Raw genomic sequence first — 16,772 nt, forward strand, 5'->3', positions numbered from 1 at the left:
TGGAACGACTGATCTACAGGGATGTGCCCTGCGGATTGGCAATACCTGCGTTGGTGAGCAACATTTCGGCTAGATGGTCGTTAGGTTTGCATTGCATATCAAACAATGTTTTGTTAATAAAACAAATAGGAGGGATTGCCGGGCGATTCTGACATCAGATTACGGCGGTCGTTCTACGAGTGCCGCCAATGTTCATCGGGAGGTAAGAACATGAAATTCAGAACAAAGATTGCCAGTATGGTTGCTGGCGTTGCGATGACCATTTCGGGCGCAGCATATGCACAAGACTGGGAGCCGAATGGCGTACTGACAGTTGAAATCGGGTTTGGTGCCGGTGGGTCGACGGACACAATGGGTCGTGTCATCGCAAATGTAATGAAGGAACAAACCGGCTGGAATATCATTGCTGAAAACAAAACAGGCGGTGGCGGCCTTGCGATGTTCACTGGGATCTCCCAGCGACCTGCGACAGGAAATGTCATTGGTCTGGGTGTGAACATGCCCATTTTAATCAACCTCAACCGCCGCGCAGACCAGCTGCCTTTCGACCTCGATAGTTTTGCCTATCTCGGGACGGCCGCACGTGCGCAGCTTGCCTTGATCGCGCGCGCAGATGCGCCATTCGATACCATCGACGAGATGGTCGCCCATTCGAAAGCAAATGATGGTCTGGCAATCGGCTTTGGCGCCGCACCCCAACGTTTGTTGATGGAAGTTGTGAACCGTCAGACAGACGCTGGGTTCCGATTTGTTACGACAGAAGGTGAAGCCGAGACACAAAAGCTGCTTTTGGGTGGTCAGGTTCTGGCAGGCTTTTCCGCTGGGACGCACATCCAGTATCTGGAATCCGGTGACTTCAAAATGATCGCAAGCGCCAATAACGCCCGCCATACATATGCACCCGATACACCGACATTCCGCGAATCCGGATATGACGCCTATGTTGATCCGTTCTTCTACTTCGCCACGGCAGCAGACACGGACCCCGTGGCTGTCGCAGCCCTGACCGAAGCCTTAGCCAACGCGATTGCATCGGACGAAGTGGCCGAAGTTGTCCGCAACGCAGCCACAACAGAAACGCTGAACCTCGGATCAGACGGCACCCGTCAGATGATGGTCGATGGCCTTGCCAACATTGGCGTTCTGTACTCAGAATAATTACTCTGCCTTGCCGTTCACCTGATCGGCGGGGCATTTTTTTGGGGGCATCTCTGATGACGAATATAACCGACCGTGTAACTGGCGTATTCTTTCTTGTGTTTGGGGCCCTGCTGTATTTCGCCGTGATCCCCGCACAGATTGATGACGGAAGTGGGTCGTGGGTCCTTCCAGCCACTATCCCGAATGCCGTTTCAATCATCATGGCCGTCTGCGGGCTTCTGTTGATGCTCAAGCCCACGGACCAATGCAAGCCAAACACACAAGACTTGATATTTGCGACGATATATTTTGCCCTACTCGCGTTAGGCCTGTTCGTAATGTCCTATTCCGGCTTTATGTATACTGCCCCGATCATCGCCTTGATCATTATGCTCTTGATTGGCGAGCGCAGGCCGGTCTGGCTCGGCATCGGGGTGATCGGACTACCGGTTATAATCTGGGTGCTTGTCGCCCAAATCCTTGAACGCCCATTGCCCTAAGGACATGAACCATGGTTGATTTTGCTACCATACTTGCCGGATTTGGCGATGCGTTCACAATTTGGAATCTTTCGTTTGTTCTGTTCGGCGTCGTCGTCGGCCAGTTCGTCGGTGCCGTGCCCGGTATTGGTCCGGTTATGGCGATGGCTATTGCCATTCCCTTTACGTTCGGACTGGATCCGCTGCCCGCCATAGCCTTCCTTGTGGGGGTCAACAAAGGCGGTCTGGTCGGCGGTGCCGTTCCTGCCGTTTTGATGAATACGCCCGGCACGCCCGACGCTGCCGCGACAGCCCTCGATGGCTATCCCCTTGCCAAAGCGGGCAAGCCGCTGAAGGCCACCAAGATGGCGCTGTTTTCTTCGGTCACCGGCGACACGTTCAGCGATATCGTCCTGATAACCGTATCTGCACCACTGGCAATCCTAGCGCTGCGCATGGGCCCTGTTGAAGTGTTCGCTTTGATGATCCTTGCCTTTGCAATTCTGGCAGGCCTGATCGGCAATTCCCTGACAAAGGGTATCATTGCGGCAGCTTTCGGACTGCTCTGTGCAATGGTCGGCTCTGACCCCGAATTCAACGCGCCACGGCTGCTTTTCGGTTATTGGGAGCTTTATGACGGCCTGCCCCTTGCATCGGTCGCGATCGGGATGCTTGCTATATCCGAAATCATTCGTCGCCTGTCCCAGATCAGAGGCGAGATGAAGCCGGCGATTATAGTTAAGGACACGGGCAACCCCGATGACCGACGCGTCACGTTTGCCGAATATTGGGCATGTCGGTTCACGATGTTGCGCGGCGCTGTGATTGGCACGATCTTGGGTGCCCTGCCCGGTATCGGATCAACGGCTGCCGCGTTCATGTCCTACGCGACAGCCAAAAGCGCCTCGAAAGAGCCCGAGACATTCGGCAAAGGCAACCTGCACGGGATCGCCGCCGCTGAATCAGCGAACTCCGCAGTTGTGGGGGCCAACCTCATTCCGCTATTGACCTTGGGCATTCCGGGCAGCGTCGGCGCGGCGTTGATCATCAGCGCGTTCATGATCCATGGTATTCAGCCGGGGCCACTGCTGTTTCAGGACCAGGGTCGGCTCATCTACGGTTTGTTCGGCGCGATGCTGATGGCCAACTTCATTAACCTATGGGTCGGGCAAATGGGTCTGCAGCTTTGGGTCAAGGTCGTCTCGGCCCCTGAATCCATCATCTTCGCCTCCGCGCTATTGCTGTGTATCGTCGGTGTTTCGATGGCAACGGGTGGTCTGTTTGGCGTGTCCGTGATGCTGATCTTCGCGGCAATCGGCTATTTGATGACCAGCTTCGGATATTCGGTCGTGATCTTCATCATCGCCTTCTTTCTCGGCTCGCGCTTTGAAATCTCGCTTTCCCAAAGCCTTGCGCTGATGAACGGTGACTGGACGCAGATCGTCAACTATCCCATCGCGCTGGCTTTGATTGCCCTCGCTGTGGTCTCGGTCATCTGGTTTCTGAGCAGACCACAAGCTACGTACGAGGCGACGTCTGTCGAAGATTAAAGCTGCAAAGAAGTGAAGGTTATGATGACAGATTTCATTGTCGCGGCCAAAGCATGTCTGGGCGATGGTGGCTGGATTGAGCCGTCCGAGGCTGCGCATTTTACGACCGACATTCTGGGCTCTGGTGGGCCATGTATCTTGGTGGCGCGCCCGCACGCGACCGAAATCGTTGCGGCCCTTGTCAAACTATGCGCCGCCCACGAAGTCGCGATTGTTCCACAAGGCGGCAACACAAATGTATGCCGCATGGCTGTGCCACTGGCCGGTCAGCAAGCCATCATCCTGTCGCTTTCACGCATGCAACAAGTCATCGACATCAATCCACGGGCCAACACCGCCACTGTTGAGGCCGGTACGCTGATGCAAACGCTTCAGGAGGCTGCCTTGGCTCAAGATCGCGTCTTTGCCCCCGATTGGGGCGCGCGCGGAACGGCCAGCGTTGGCGGCGCTGTCGCGACAAATGGCGGTGGTTTGAATGTGCTACGGTACGGCACCACCCGAGAGCAGGTTCTGGGCATGGAAGTTGTACTGCCTAATGGCACGATCTGGAATGGCATGCGCAGCTTGATCAAAGACAATTCAGGCTATGATCTAAAGCATCTGTTCATCGGATCAGAAGGCACGCTGGGGATCATCACGAAACTGGTGTTCAAGCTGCACCCTAGACAGCCCGTCACACAATCTATGATGGCGGTTCTGTCCGATATGTCGCGTCTGTCGGACTTCTTTGACATGGCTCGCGCGATTGGTGGAGAGCGTCTGATCGCCTTTGAACTGCTCCCCAGTCTGGGTGTCGAAAAAGCACTTGAACGCTACCCCGATCTGCAAAGGCCACTAGAGACAAAGGCTGACTGGTATCTGCTGGTCCGCTTTGCGGGCCACGACAGCGTGGAAGACCCGCTGATGCAGGTGTTTGAGCGCGGATTTGAGCAAGACATCCTGTCAGACGCGGTGCTGTCCAGCTCGGTCGCGCAGGAACAGAACCTTTGGGAAATCCGCGAGCAAATGATCCCGCACCAGTACTTCAAGGGGCAACAGCTGAAATGGGATGTGTCCGTGCCAACCGACCAGATTGTCACGTTTCTGATGCAGGCTGAAGGCGTTATCAAAGCCATAGACCCCGCCACGTTCTGCTATGCGGTGGGGCATGTGGGGGATGGAAACATCCACTATAGCGCCTATCCGCCTGATCAGACCGATCCCAATATCGTGCGCCAAATTTACGACCAGATCGACGCCCTGATTTGGGGCATGGGCGGCTCTATCGTTGCGGAACATGGCGTGGGCGCGATCTTTGTAGATCGCATGCGCAAACAAAAAAGCGCTGTGGAATACGCCATGATGGAAACGATCAAATCAGGCTTGGACCCCCAAAGCATCATGAACCCCGGAAAATTACTGACCCACTGAACCAAAGGAATGACCATGTTTGAAACCATACAGACACGCGGCGTCGATAACCTATTGTCGTTGATGCAAACCTTTCGCGCTGATCAGCGCGACCACAAGGTTGATCTGGTGGTCGGCGTTTACAAGGACGAAGACGGACATGTACCGATTATGCGCTCTGTTAAGGCAGCCGAGCAGCGGCTGATCGATGGTGAAAACACAAAGAACTATGTGGGCATTTCAGGAGATACAGATTTCTGCGCCCTCGTGCCGGAGATTTTGCTGGGGGCTGCCGCAAAACCGATCGTCGAGAAGCGCATGCAAAGCATGCAAACCCCCGGAGGGTCCGGTGCGCTCAAGGTGGCCTGCGATTTTCTCAATACGATGGAGCAGGGCAAGCGCATCTGGGTCAGCACACCGACCTGGGCCAATCACATCCCCGTCGCCAAAGATGCCGGACTGACCGTTGAGCCTTACCCCTATTTCCGAGCATCCGACAAAGGGCTGGATTTCGCAGGGATGATGCACCATCTGCAAGTCAACACCAAACCCGGCGACGTCGTGCTGCTGCACGCCTGCTGTCATAATCCGACAGGTGTTGATCTGTCGTTCGAGCAATGGCAAACTGTCACCGCATTTGTCAAAGAACGCGGTCTGTTGCCTTTGGTGGATTGCGCGTACCAAGGGCTGGCCGAGAGCATGGACGTCGATGCAAGCGGCATGCGCCATATAGCAGACACAGTGCCCGAGATGCTGATCGCCAACTCGTTCTCCAAAAATTTCGGCATCTACCGAGAACGGACAGGGGCCATCAGCGTCATCGCTCAAAGCCCTGAACAGTTGGAACAAGCTAAGGTCGGGATCGAAACGGTGATCCGATCCAACTACTCGATGCCGCCGAGCCACGGCGCGCGGATTGTGACGACCATTCTGTCCGACCCAGCGTTGCGCGAGGATTGGCAGGCAGAGCTCTCCGAAATCCGCGCCCGCATCACCGAAATGCGCCACGCTTTGCAGAGGAAACTGCGCGAGCGGCAGGTGACATTGGGCACTGGGTTTCTCACCACACAGCGTGGCATGTTTTCCTACACGGGGTTCTCGCCCGAAGTGGTCAAACGCCTCAAAGAGGACGCAGCAATCTACATCGCGGGCGACGGGCGCATCAATATCGCAGGACTGTGCCGCGCAAATCTGGATGTCGTCGCCGATGGCATGGCCGCGGCCATTACTGCGGCCCGTTCCGCCGACAGCTAGAAACGGCCGTAATCCGGTTCTGTCGCAAAGTTTCCATTTGGTTGAAGAACGGCCTTCGCTGGACGCACCTATGCTGCTAGATCAGCAAACTGCTTGAATGCCGGACTGCCTTTTTGAGCAAGCTGACCCTTGCGGATCATATGCGCCGCTTCGATCCCGGCTAGCGTTGCCGCAGCCTAGTGGGACGCTTTGAACCCGAGCATTGGTCGGGTGATCCGCTTAATGAAACGGTGGTCCTGCTCAACGATGTTGTTGAGATATTTGGATTGAACGATACCGATGATCCGACCGACACCGGTGAATTTGAGGATGACATTTAGACTTTGCCGGCCAGCCAAATTGGCACCGCTCTTATCGATGGCAATACGGTCCGGGACACCGTTGGTGCCAACGGTGCGCTTGAAGAACCTGCAAGCAGCAGCGGTATCACGGCGCTCTGATAGCATGAAATCAAGGGTTTGCCCCTCGCGATCAACCGCGCGATACGGGACTGATGCGTTAATTGACTACGGCCGCAAGGATGCCGACATTGAAGCCAAGGCTATGCAGGGGCGGGGTCGAATAGTCCCTCGATGAACGCGATCTCGCCCGTAACTCTTGGTTGTCTGTGATGGACGTGACCGCGTTTGATCGTTCGTATTGTCTTGAGCCCGCTTAAGGTCGCCTTGGCGGATCGCAAGGATCGAAAGCTCTGACGGTATCCAAGGATCCGTTTCATAGCCGCGTGATCGCTCTTGATGAGGTTTTTGCGCCACTTCTTGTCGATATGCCGGATGCTGTCGAAATGTGGGTCATACCGCCGATTGATCTCGCGGATGACACATCGATAGGTCGGGGCTTAATCGGTGACGATAGTTACCAGGCGATGGAGCCTTACACGCTCAATCGCTTTGTTAAGGAAGGCCCTGGCTGCCTTGGCATCTCGCCGGGCGGTCAGGCGGAAGTCAATCATCTGACCGTTTGCATCGACAGCCCTCCACAGATAGCGCCACTTGCCGCCGACACGGATGTAGGTCTCATCGACATGCCAGTCGACGCTGACCCGTCGTAGATGCTTTTGCGTTCGCTTGGTCAGCTCGGGGCGAAACTTCTGGACCCAGCGATACACGGTTGATCGGTCGACTATTATGCCGCGCTCTTCCAGAAGATCGACAAAATCCTGGTAAGACAGTGGATATCGCAGATACCAGCGCACGGCACACAGGATGATCTCACGTGAAAAGCGGTGATGCTTGAACGGCGATTAACGCAACAGCCCCCTCAAATGACATGATGACGTACAGTATCGTTAACAGAGGTCAGCCACTTTAAAAGCGAGTTCCTGAAATGGATGACTTGAGGTTTGTGCCAATTCTCCTTGGTCGCCCAAAAGGCAACATTTCTGGGAGGTAGCACTGCATCAACTTGCAATCGCTGTGACGCGGCAATGCGACCAGTAAATTCGGTCAACCTTTTTGGCAGACAGACAAGCACAAATGATGTTTCGAGCAAGCTTAGACACATCGTAATGTCACCTGAAAAGCTGATTCGAGGCAAGGTATGGGGTATCCTCAGCATTTCAAACGTGCCATTCTGATCCTCGTAGATATTGGATCGCGCCCCAACGATTGCCCATTCTTCATTAGCAAGCTCGCTGGGCGTGATGACTCTATTTAGGCCTCGAAGCTTTGATTTGGCACCGGCATAAACAGCCATGTGATCATCCAGAATAACTTCTTGAACGAGCTTTTCTTGGTGCATGTTTAATCGCGATGGTGCGATTGCTATATCGATTTCTCCATTATTCAATTGATCCACTAATTTGCCCGCCGTAGCAGTTGTGATTGCCAAAGCGAAAGGCCGTTTTCGACGGAGGTATTCATCGAGAAACTTCGATGCGATGCTCACGGCCAGCATCGGGCCAACCCCCACCCGCAATTCTCTACCAAGACCCGCATTCCACGTGCTGATTGCGTCCGACGCGGTGGCAATCTGTTTGGCAATTTCCATTCCGGTTGTCGCCAACTGGTCACCGATATCGGTAGGGCTAACGCCGTAGCGGCCACGCACAAGCAGTGGGCTGCCGACCTGATCCTCAAGTGCTTTTACAATTCGTGTCAAGGTCGGCTGAACGACGCCCAAATGCTCAGACGCCCTGCTAAGTGAACCGTAGCGAATGATCTCGGAGAGATAGAATAGGTGTTTGGGGTCCATGGGTATCATTATTATGATGGAAGATGCACTTATCAATATTTTATTTATGCCAAAAGGTGGGTTACGCTGCAGAGAATCTGAAAATATTGGGGGGAAAGAATGAAACCGTTCCGCATGACGCTGGCTGCCGCGCTGTTGGCCATTACGACTGGATCAGGGCCTGCTTTGGCGGAAACGATCAAAGCTGAAGGCGGATCCGCCGCAGGTTTGAGCGCCCTGGTGCCGCAGTTGCTTTCAAAATACGCGGCCGCTGATCATAACGTTCGCGTCAATATCGATCAGACGCTGACGCGAGCCGCCCTGAAAGTAGCCACCGGTTCGATCGACCTCGCCGTAATGCCTGCCGGGGCTTATGACAAGATGATTACAGGCAGTGGCCCCTATCAAAACCTCAAAGAACAAGCGATAGAAGCTTCGGGAAATGTGCGTGTTTTGTTCTCGTTCCTGGGCGGCCATGTTCACGCGATGACTTATGCCGATAGTGGTGTTGAAACCTGGGAAGATTTGCGTGGGCAACGCGTTTTTGTCGGCCCACCTGCGGGCACTTTTTCGTCGCAAACCACAGGTATGATCGAAGCTATCACCGGCATGAAGCCTGGTGAGGATTATGAGGCGATCAAACTCGCTTGGTCGGCTGCAAACCAAGCCTTTGAAGATGGTAAATTCGACGTCTTCATGCGGTCGGGTACAATAGGTTCGGCTGCGATTGACCAATTTGGCTCTGCGAAAAAATTCCGCTTGTTGAGTGTGCCGGCTGAAAGCTTGGAAACCGAGGCTTGGGTCAAATATTTGGCAGTTCCAGGCCGTGCAGCAGATGTGCTGCCAGCCGGCACCTATCAAAACCAGATCAACAATGACGAAGACGTTATGGCATCGGCATTTGTTATGTTTGTTGGTGTGAATGTCGATATGGCAGAACAAACCGCTTACGATTTGACCAAAGCGATGTTCGACAATATCGACAATGCACATTCGGTCAATCAGGGGTTAAAGCCACTAACGCTTGAAAACGCCACTGTTTCATTAAATGCAAGGCTGCATCCTGGAGCGATCAGATACTACGAAGAGCAGGGTCTGGAAATCCCGGCCGAGCTTCGCTGATTTCTCAAAACTAAAGCTTCTAGGCAAGCTGGAGTTGAACTAGCTGCCTAAGAGCTTGTCTTTAAAGTAAGGGGAAAGCCATGAGTGCGGATAAAGGTTTGCAGAGAACAAGTATCCTTATTATCGGTTTCTTTTTCGCGCTGTTGGGCTTTCTCAACGCTGTTCCAAATCTTAGTTTCTTGCCATCCATGAGTGTTATCCCCGCCGTAATCCTGCATCCACTTGCTCTTGGCGTGGGGATGTTAGTGTCAACACTAACCATTTCGAATATTACGACGAAATCAACGGATATTGGGATCACCGCCTTCCACTTTCTGCTGCTTGGTGTTGGGCTTTATACCCTTTGGGATTACAATGTTGCAGTAACCGAAATCCAAGAAGTTGGCCTATTCTTTTTTGAAGCCTCCCATGCATGGATCACTGTGCTCGCATGCATAGTAGTTCTCTACTACTGCTGGCGCATTTGGGGTGCCCCGCTCGCGATTGTCGGGTCGGTGACCATGCTGTATTTCTTCTACGGCCAAAATGCTCCGGGCCTTTTTGGGCATGCGGGGATGGATTTCGTTCAAGATACACCAGCGGAGCTTTGGTATAATACCGGCGATGGCGTAATGGGCAATATCTTGGCCATCCTCATCAATACTGTGTTTCCTTTTATCATTATGGGTGCCGTTCTTGAAGGCACCGGCGGAGGGAACTCGATGATCAAGTTGAGTTTCCACGCGATGCGCCGTTTTCGCGGCGGGCCGGCGCATACCGCCATCCTGGCGTCTTCTCTGTTTGGAACAATTTCCGGGTCGGCGGTTTCGAACGTTGTTGGAACCGGGGTGATTTCCATCCCGATGATCAAAAGACGCGGCTTTTCACCAGCCTTCGCAGGCGGGGTCGAAGCCACGGCATCAACGGGCGGCCAAATCATGCCTCCGATTATGGGCGCGGCCGCGCTCGTGATGTCCGATTTCATCGGCGTCGATTATTTGGTTATCATCATTGCCGCTATCATCCCGGCGATGGCTTATTACGCTTCATTATTTACCACCGTTGTTTTTGAGGCGCGTTCGTTGAATATGGGTGAAACACCCGAGACTGAAATGAGTGCGATCCTGCCGCAGGATTGGGTGAACCTGATCTTGGTTGTGGCTCCAATCTGCACTGTTGTGGCCTGCCTTGTCATGGGGTTCTCTGCGGCCGGTTCGGCGATGCTGGCGCTGACGCTTCTGCTGCTGCTCAGCTTTCTTAATCCCGAGATGCGCAAACGCCCCCTTACCGTTCTGGAGAGCTTTTCTCGAGGTGGCGTGACATTCGCAAAGTTGCTTATGGCGATAGGAACCATCGGGATTATTATCGCGGTTCTGGGCGCAACGGGCCTGCCTTTGGAGTTTGCCAAAGTAATCAGCGTTCACGCAGGGGAAAATTTGCTGGTGGCGCTTTTGTTTGCCGCGCTCGCGTCTCTTGTCCTTGGAATGGGGATGCCAACGCTTCCGGCCTATCTCACCATTGTTATCATTTTGGGCCCATCGCTAACCGCATTTGGCCTTACAGATCTTGCCGCACATTTATTTGTATTCTACTTTGGTGTGGCATCGGCCATTACGCCACCGGTTGCGATGGCAGCGTTTGCGGCAGCGTCCATTTCGGGCGGTAGTGCAATAGGCACCGCTGTCGCGGCTACGCGGATTGGTATCGTAATATTCGCAATCCCGTTCTTTTTTGCCTTCAACCCTGAAATGCTCATTGTGGCTGAGGCTGGCGTAAATTTCTCAATTGGAGCGTTTGCGTACATGACCCTGCGCCTGGCATTGCTCATTTATATGCTGTCCTCGGTCGCGGTACGGTTTGACAAATCACCTATGAAAATATGGGAAGTGCTTGCGAGGGCCGTAGCTGGTCTGTTGTTGATCCACCCGAACCTCGCGATCAGTGGATCAGCGGTGTTGGCTTGCGTGATTTTGATCTTCGCTCATCGCAAACTGCTACCTAGCCAGGAGAGAATAGTATGAGTGATCGGCCAAATATTCTTTATATTATGACGGATCAACATCGGGCTGACTGGCTGGGTTGTGCAGGGCACCCAGTGGTGAAAACGCCAAATATCGATAGTATAGCTGCGTGCGGAACACGGTTTACCCAGTTTTACGTTACAACGCCGGTCTGTATGCCTAATCGCGGCGCGGTTTTTACGGGCCGGTATCCTTCGGTGAATGGGTTGCGGCATAATGGTTTGCCGCTGCCAAAAAATGCCAACACCTTTGTCGATGTATTGCGTGCGGCGGGATATCACACAGCGACGATTGGCAAAAGCCATCTACAACCGTTTGGCAATGTACCTGTTATTCGCAGCGACGAAGAACACGTCGCAAACGAGGCGCTGCCTGAGGCGAAGAAACCCGATGGTGCGGATTACGCAAACGAACACCCGTCGAATTATGAAACCAGCGAATATCACGAGTTTCCACAACCATATTACGGGTTTGATCATGTGCGCATGGTCACCAACCATTCGGATGAGTGCGGCGGGCATTATCTGCAATGGCTGCGTCGTCAGACCAATGATTGGGAAGCCTATAGAGACCGCAAAAATCAGTTGCCCCATGAATATACAAACCCGCAGGCTATTCGTACCCGTATTCCTGAAGAGCTATATCCGACCTCATATATCGGGGCCGAGGCGCAGAGTTATTTGCGGGAAAGAGCAAAATCGGAAAAACCGTTTTTTGCATTCGTCTCCTTCCCGGACCCGCATCATCCCTTCACACCGCCAGGTAAATATTGGGATATGTATGATCCGGATGATTTCGCCGTGGATCTGCCGTTTGAGGCCCATAAAAACCCGCCAGACCAGCTAGTGGAATGGAAGCGATTGATGGATGCGGGCATTGTGCCCAATAACCAGCAGCAGGCCTTTATGGCCCCAAAACGTCAGTTGCAAGAGGCGATGGCCTTGACCGCCGGCATGATCACAATGATTGACGATCAAATTGGTGAAATCCTGAAAGCGCTGGAAGAAAATGGTCAATCTGACAACACGATCATTATTTTCAATGCCGATCACGGGGATTATATGGGCGCGTTTGATTTGCTGCTAAAGGGACCGTTTGCCCATGACAGCGTAAATCGGGTCCCGTTTATTTGGGCCGACCCCAAAGGTCCGGAGGTCAAGGCGGCCGAGGGCCTTGCCGCTTCAGTTGATATTGCGGCCACGCTGCTCGAACGGGTTGGTCTGACACCGTATTACGGGATGCAGGGGCGGTCGTTTTTGCAGCAGCTTTCCGGCGGTCCTGCAGCGCGCGATGTTGTCTTGATCGAGCATGAAGAGAACAAAGTCTACCCCGGCTTTGAGAAGCGTCCAAACATGCGACATGTCATCACCGATGAACACCGTATGACAGTGTATAAATCGTTGGATTTTGGCGAGTTGTACGACAGGCTTAATGACCCGGACGAAACGCATAATCTTTGGGATATTCCCGAGGCCGCCGAGACCAAGGCAGATATGTTATTCACCCTAAATCAAGCCATGATGGACGCAATTGAAAGCGGTCCTTGGCCAAAGAGGCTAGCATGACCAAAGAACTGAAAAATTACATAGCGGGCCGCTGGGTCACTTCATCGAAAACATTCGAGAAGCGCAGTCCATTCAATGGCGATTTGGTTGCCACGGTGCATGAGGCGACCGCTGAAATGGTGGATAAGGCCGTTACCAAGGGGCGCGAGGTTTCGATTGGCTCACAGGCGAACCAGTGGGGTGATTTGCCAATGAAGCAGCGCCTTGCCGTCATTTATGATTTTGCAGACAATCTGATCGCGCGGGTTGATGATCTGATCGAGGCAGATATGGCCGATACAGGCCGCAGCTATTGGCAGGCCTCGAAGTTTGACGGCGCTCGTGCGGCGCGGCTGTTCCGAGGATATGCCGATGCCGCGATCAGTTTGGAGAACCGTTCGACCCAATTCGCAGGCGAGCTGGGCTTTAAAGGAATGTGGTACACAAACCGTCGTCCCAAAGGTGTGATCGCCTGTATCTGTCCGTGGAATGTGCCGTTGCTGATGGCCGCGATGAAGGTCGCGCCCGCGCTTGTGATGGGAAATGCGGCGATTTTGAAACCTTCCGAAGAAACGCCATCTTCTGCAACAGTTCTGGCTGAGGTCATCGCCGCCTCCGATATTCCCGACGGTGCGTTTTCGCTGGTGCATGGGTTTGGGGTCGATTCCGCCGGGGCGTTTTTGACCGCTCACCCACAGGTTGACGCGATCACCTTTACAGGGGAAAGCGGTACTGGCGCTTCGATCATGAAGGTTGCAGCCAAAGGTTTGCGAGACGTGTCGCTGGAGCTGGGCGGTAAAAATGCCGCGTTGGTGTTCGAAGATGCCCGCATGGATGCCGTTGCCGAAGGCATGACCCGGTCGGCTTTTTTCAACTGTGGTCAGATTTGTTTTTGCACCGAACGCGCCTATGTTCACCGCTCGCGGTTTGACGAATATGTTAAACGGATGGCAAATATTGCCAATGGGATCGTAATTGGTCAGAGAGATCATGACGGATTTAACATTCCACCACTGGTCAGCCATTCCCACCGCGACAAGGTCAAGGCGCTTCTTGATACGGTTCCTGAACATGGCGGCGAATTCGTGGCGGGCGGCGGCATCCCGACCTTTGATGACGAGCGCGAAAATGGTGCCTTCATCCAGCCATCAATTGCAATTGGATCACCCGAAGACGCACCTTTTGTGAAGCAGGAACTCTTTGGGCCTGTTTTACATGTCGCCCCCTTTGATGACGAAGAGGAGGCCATCGCGCTGGCCAATGACACGCAATATGGTCTCGGCGCTTGTATCTGGACCGAAAATCACAGCCGCGCCCTGCGTGTTGCCCCAAAGCTGCGTGTTGGTCATACATGGGTGAATTCGTGGCAAATCCGCGATCTTCTTAGTCCGTTAACCGGGGCGGGAAGTTCGGGCATTGGCGAGCAAGGCGGGCGTCACAGCCTGGAATTTTCGTCTCTGCCGCAAACCGTTACAATGCGCATATTTGAAAGTGACGCATGAAATACGCGGTCCTCGGAGCGGGTGCACTCGGGTCAGTCGTTGGCGGGTTGATCGCCCGCAACGGCCTGGATGTGACGTTATGGGATGTGAATGATACACATATCAATGCGGTCAATAACAACGGTCTAAAGCTGGATATTGCCGACGCGAGCGAAATTATTTCGGTTCCGGCCTGTCGCCCTGAAGACGGGGAGGAGGTCGACGCAATCATCTTGTTGACCAAAACCCTGCATACGCATGCGGCTCTTGGAGTGGTCCGCGAACATATTGACGCCGGTACTATGGTCCTCAGTTTACAAAATGGCCTTGGAAATGCCGAGCGGGTGACCGAAATGGTTCCGCCGGATCAAACCTGCTATGGCTGCACAATGATGCCCGGTCGCTTTTTAGGGCCGGGTCATGTCGCTTCTCCAACGGATGGAAAAGCGGTGTTTCGCGCCCTGACACCGGCGGGTGCGGTCAAGGCGGCGGATATTGCGATCCAAGGCGCCGGTTTTTCCCTGAAGCAAGATCAGGAACAGACTGATCAGATCATTTGGCAAAAGGCGGCGTTCAATTGTGCAATGAACGCGATAACTGCGATGCAGGGGGGGCGGATCGAATTTTTATCTGCTTCCAAGGACGGAGTAGCATTGGCGCGAGATGTCGCCAAAGAAACAGTTATGGTCGCCAATGCAAGCGGAATTTCCGCGAATTTAGATGCGGTTTATGCGCAGATGGATCGGGCTTTGGCCAATCACCAAGCCCATAAACCATCGATGCTTCAGGATATGGAAGCCGGTCGTCTTACTGAAATAGACGCCTTGTGTGGCGAAGTTGCCCGACAGGCCGACCTTCATGGCATTGAGGCACCAATCAACAAAACACTGGCTGTTTTGGTCGCACTCAAAACATCGGTTCAACAGGAGAATGCAAGATGACGAATATGGTCTCTGCCGGCGAAGCGTTGTTACGCTCGCTCAAATCAAACGGGGTGGATTATCTGTTCATCAATCCGGGATCGGATTTTGCGCCCATCATTGAAGCCTTTGCCAAAGTGAATAGTAACGAGATCCCGCAGGCCGTGCCTGCGGCGCATGAAAATGTCGTCGTTTCCATGGCGCATGGCTATTATTTGGCAACTGGTCACATGGCGGCGGCCGCTGTTCACGTCAATGTCGGTTTGGCGAATGCGGCAATGGGCCTTTTGAATGCCCACTCTGATGACGTGCCAATATTCATGATTTCCGGTCGCAATCCGTTGACCGAAAGTCAGCGAATGGGCAGTCGCCACACGCCGATTCAGTACGGCCAGGAAATGTTTGATCAAACCGGCATCGTGCGCGAAGCCGTCAAATGGGATTATGAACTGCGTTACGGTGAAAACGCGGCGGATCTGGTATCGCGCGGATGTTCGATCGCGCGCATGGAGCCGGTTGGTGCCGTCTATATGTCGTTACCGCGCGAACCTTTATGTGAAGAAACCGAAATGCCCGGAGTGCCCTGTCAGGTTGCCCCAGCCGCCTCATACCCCAACCCCGAAGCCATCAAGCAGGCCGCAAAAGCATTAGCCGACGCCAAGAACCCGTTGATAATTTGTTCTCGTGGCGATGCCGCCGGTGAGGTTAGCGCAGAATTACAGGCGATCGCCCACGACAATTCAATCGCGGTTACCGAAGTGTTTGTGACACGTAACGTTCTGCCCACTGATTTCGAAAACAGCGTCGGCGGCAATATCGTGGCGCATCTACCGGATGCAGACGTTGTTTTGGTTGTCGATGCCGCCGTTGCATGGATCGAAAGCAAGGCAAGCCCCGCGCCGGATGCGGAGGTTATTCATCTGGGACCTGACCCGATGTTCACGCGCATTCCGGTGCGGGGGTTCAAGACCACTCAGGCCATTCAATGCAACACGGTTGCTGGGTTGCGCGCGCTTCGCAAGGCGTTGCCTGGCAAGTCGAACCTTGACCGACAGCAGCAAATTTCCGGACGACATGCCAGGTTTCGCGATGCCATTTCCGCAAAAGTCGAGCAAGGCCGGTTAGGGCTGGCCAACAAACCGTGGATCGCCAAATGTATCTCTGATATTCTGGGCGATGGGACTGTTTTTGCCGAACGTGGCGGGCCGTTGCCATTGTTCAATGTCAAAGGTTCGAACCAATGGTTTGGCAATACGCAAGCCGGAGGTCTTGGTTGGGGCCTGCCCGCTGCATTGGGGTATCAACTGGCTAATCGCGATAGGTTAACGGTTTGTGTCGTTGGCGATGGCAGCTATATGTTTGCCAATCCAATTGCCTGCCATCAGGTGGCGCAGGCGCAGAATCTACCTATTCTGACAATCGTTTTAAACAACGGGAGTTGGGATGCTGTGCGGATTTCAACACTGGATATCTACCCCAACGGTGACGCATCCAAAGCCAATCATGTGCCGATGGTGCCGTTCATGCCCACGCCTGCTTATGGCAATATTGCTGCGGCGTCCGGGTGTTATGCAGAAACCATTGAAAACGCAGAAGATCTTCCGACAGCGCTTGAACGTGCCATGAAGGTGATCCGCAATGAGCGGCGGCAAGTATTGCTTGACGTCAAAGTCGGCATGGATGATGGCGAAAAATGAGGAGTTTGCTGGCGAACAAGATGC

12 protein-coding genes and 2 pseudogenes are annotated in these 16,772 nt (G+C 53.7%); 11 read left to right on the forward strand and 3 right to left on the reverse strand.

The window, feature by feature from the left end:
• Nucleotides 1-210 precede the first annotated feature (210 nt).
• Genes WNY61_RS16170 through WNY61_RS16190 form a run of 5 tightly spaced genes read left to right on the forward strand, consistent with a single transcriptional unit; the run spans nt 211 to nt 5,812 of the window.
• Nucleotides 211-1,158, forward strand: a complete 948-nt coding sequence (locus WNY61_RS16170; protein ID WP_342852483.1) for a tripartite tricarboxylate transporter substrate binding protein — start codon at nt 211-213, stop codon at nt 1,156-1,158.
• 56 nt (nt 1,159-1,214) lie between these two features.
• Nucleotides 1,215-1,640 carry a tripartite tricarboxylate transporter TctB family protein gene (locus tag WNY61_RS16175; RefSeq protein WP_342852484.1) on the forward strand — a complete coding sequence of 142 codons (426 nt, stop codon included), beginning with the start codon at nt 1,215-1,217 and terminating at the stop codon, nt 1,638-1,640.
• 11 nt (nt 1,641-1,651) lie between these two features.
• Nucleotides 1,652-3,169 carry a tripartite tricarboxylate transporter permease gene (locus WNY61_RS16180; protein ID WP_342852485.1) on the forward strand — a complete coding sequence of 506 codons (1,518 nt, stop codon included), beginning with the start codon at nt 1,652-1,654 and terminating at the stop codon, nt 3,167-3,169.
• A 24-nt stretch (nt 3,170-3,193) separates the two neighbouring features.
• Entirely contained in the window at nt 3,194-4,579 is a 1,386-nt protein-coding gene (locus WNY61_RS16185) for an FAD-binding oxidoreductase (RefSeq protein WP_342852486.1), read from the forward strand.
• 15 nt (nt 4,580-4,594) lie between these two features.
• Complete coding sequence (locus tag WNY61_RS16190) at nt 4,595-5,812, forward strand: amino acid aminotransferase (RefSeq protein WP_342852487.1); 1,218 nt, start codon at nt 4,595-4,597, stop codon at nt 5,810-5,812.
• A 68-nt stretch (nt 5,813-5,880) separates the two neighbouring features.
• Here the strand turns inward: WNY61_RS16190 and WNY61_RS16195 are convergent.
• The 3 genes and pseudogenes from WNY61_RS16195 to WNY61_RS16205 all read right to left on the reverse strand — a co-directional run.
• Nucleotides 5,881-6,297: pseudogene (locus WNY61_RS16195) on the reverse strand (DDE-type integrase/transposase/recombinase); the annotation flags it as partial.
• Nucleotides 6,298-6,353: 56 nt separating this feature from the next.
• Nucleotides 6,354-7,037: pseudogene (locus WNY61_RS16200) on the reverse strand (IS6 family transposase); the annotation flags it as partial.
• Nucleotides 7,038-7,072: 35 nt separating this feature from the next.
• Entirely contained in the window at nt 7,073-8,005 is a 933-nt protein-coding gene (locus WNY61_RS16205) for a LysR family transcriptional regulator (protein ID WP_342852488.1), read from the reverse strand.
• A gap of 99 nt (nt 8,006-8,104) precedes the next feature.
• On the opposite strand from WNY61_RS16205, the gene WNY61_RS16210 reads away from it, so the two are divergent.
• The 6 genes from WNY61_RS16210 to WNY61_RS16235 all read left to right on the forward strand — a co-directional run bounded on the left by WNY61_RS16210 (nt 8,105) and on the right by WNY61_RS16235 (nt 16,748).
• Nucleotides 8,105-9,106 (forward strand): TAXI family TRAP transporter solute-binding subunit, encoded by a 1,002-nt coding sequence (locus tag WNY61_RS16210; RefSeq protein WP_342852489.1) that lies wholly within the window; start codon nt 8,105-8,107, stop codon nt 9,104-9,106.
• An 80-nt stretch (nt 9,107-9,186) separates the two neighbouring features.
• Nucleotides 9,187-11,106 (forward strand): TRAP transporter fused permease subunit, encoded by a 1,920-nt coding sequence (locus tag WNY61_RS16215; RefSeq protein ID WP_342852490.1) that lies wholly within the window; start codon nt 9,187-9,189, stop codon nt 11,104-11,106.
• On the forward strand, nt 11,103-12,671 hold the full coding sequence (locus WNY61_RS16220; protein ID WP_342852491.1) for a sulfatase-like hydrolase/transferase: 1,569 nt from the start codon (nt 11,103-11,105) through the stop codon (nt 12,669-12,671). The genes WNY61_RS16215 and WNY61_RS16220 overlap by 4 nt, the downstream gene beginning before the upstream one ends.
• On the forward strand, nt 12,668-14,152 hold the full coding sequence (locus WNY61_RS16225) for an aldehyde dehydrogenase family protein (protein WP_342852492.1): 1,485 nt from the start codon (nt 12,668-12,670) through the stop codon (nt 14,150-14,152). Before WNY61_RS16220 ends, WNY61_RS16225 begins: the two co-directional genes overlap by 4 nt.
• Nucleotides 14,149-15,072, forward strand: coding sequence for a ketopantoate reductase family protein (locus WNY61_RS16230; RefSeq protein WP_342852493.1), 924 nt, complete (start codon nt 14,149-14,151; stop codon nt 15,070-15,072). Before WNY61_RS16225 ends, WNY61_RS16230 begins: the two co-directional genes overlap by 4 nt.
• On the forward strand, nt 15,069-16,748 hold the full coding sequence (locus WNY61_RS16235; protein ID WP_342852494.1) for a thiamine pyrophosphate-requiring protein: 1,680 nt from the start codon (nt 15,069-15,071) through the stop codon (nt 16,746-16,748). The genes WNY61_RS16230 and WNY61_RS16235 overlap by 4 nt, the downstream gene beginning before the upstream one ends.
• Nucleotides 16,749-16,772: the final 24 nt, after the last annotated feature.

The organism is Sulfitobacter sp. AS92 (assembly GCF_038900015.1).
Lineage (GTDB): Bacteria > Pseudomonadota > Alphaproteobacteria > Rhodobacterales > Rhodobacteraceae > Sulfitobacter.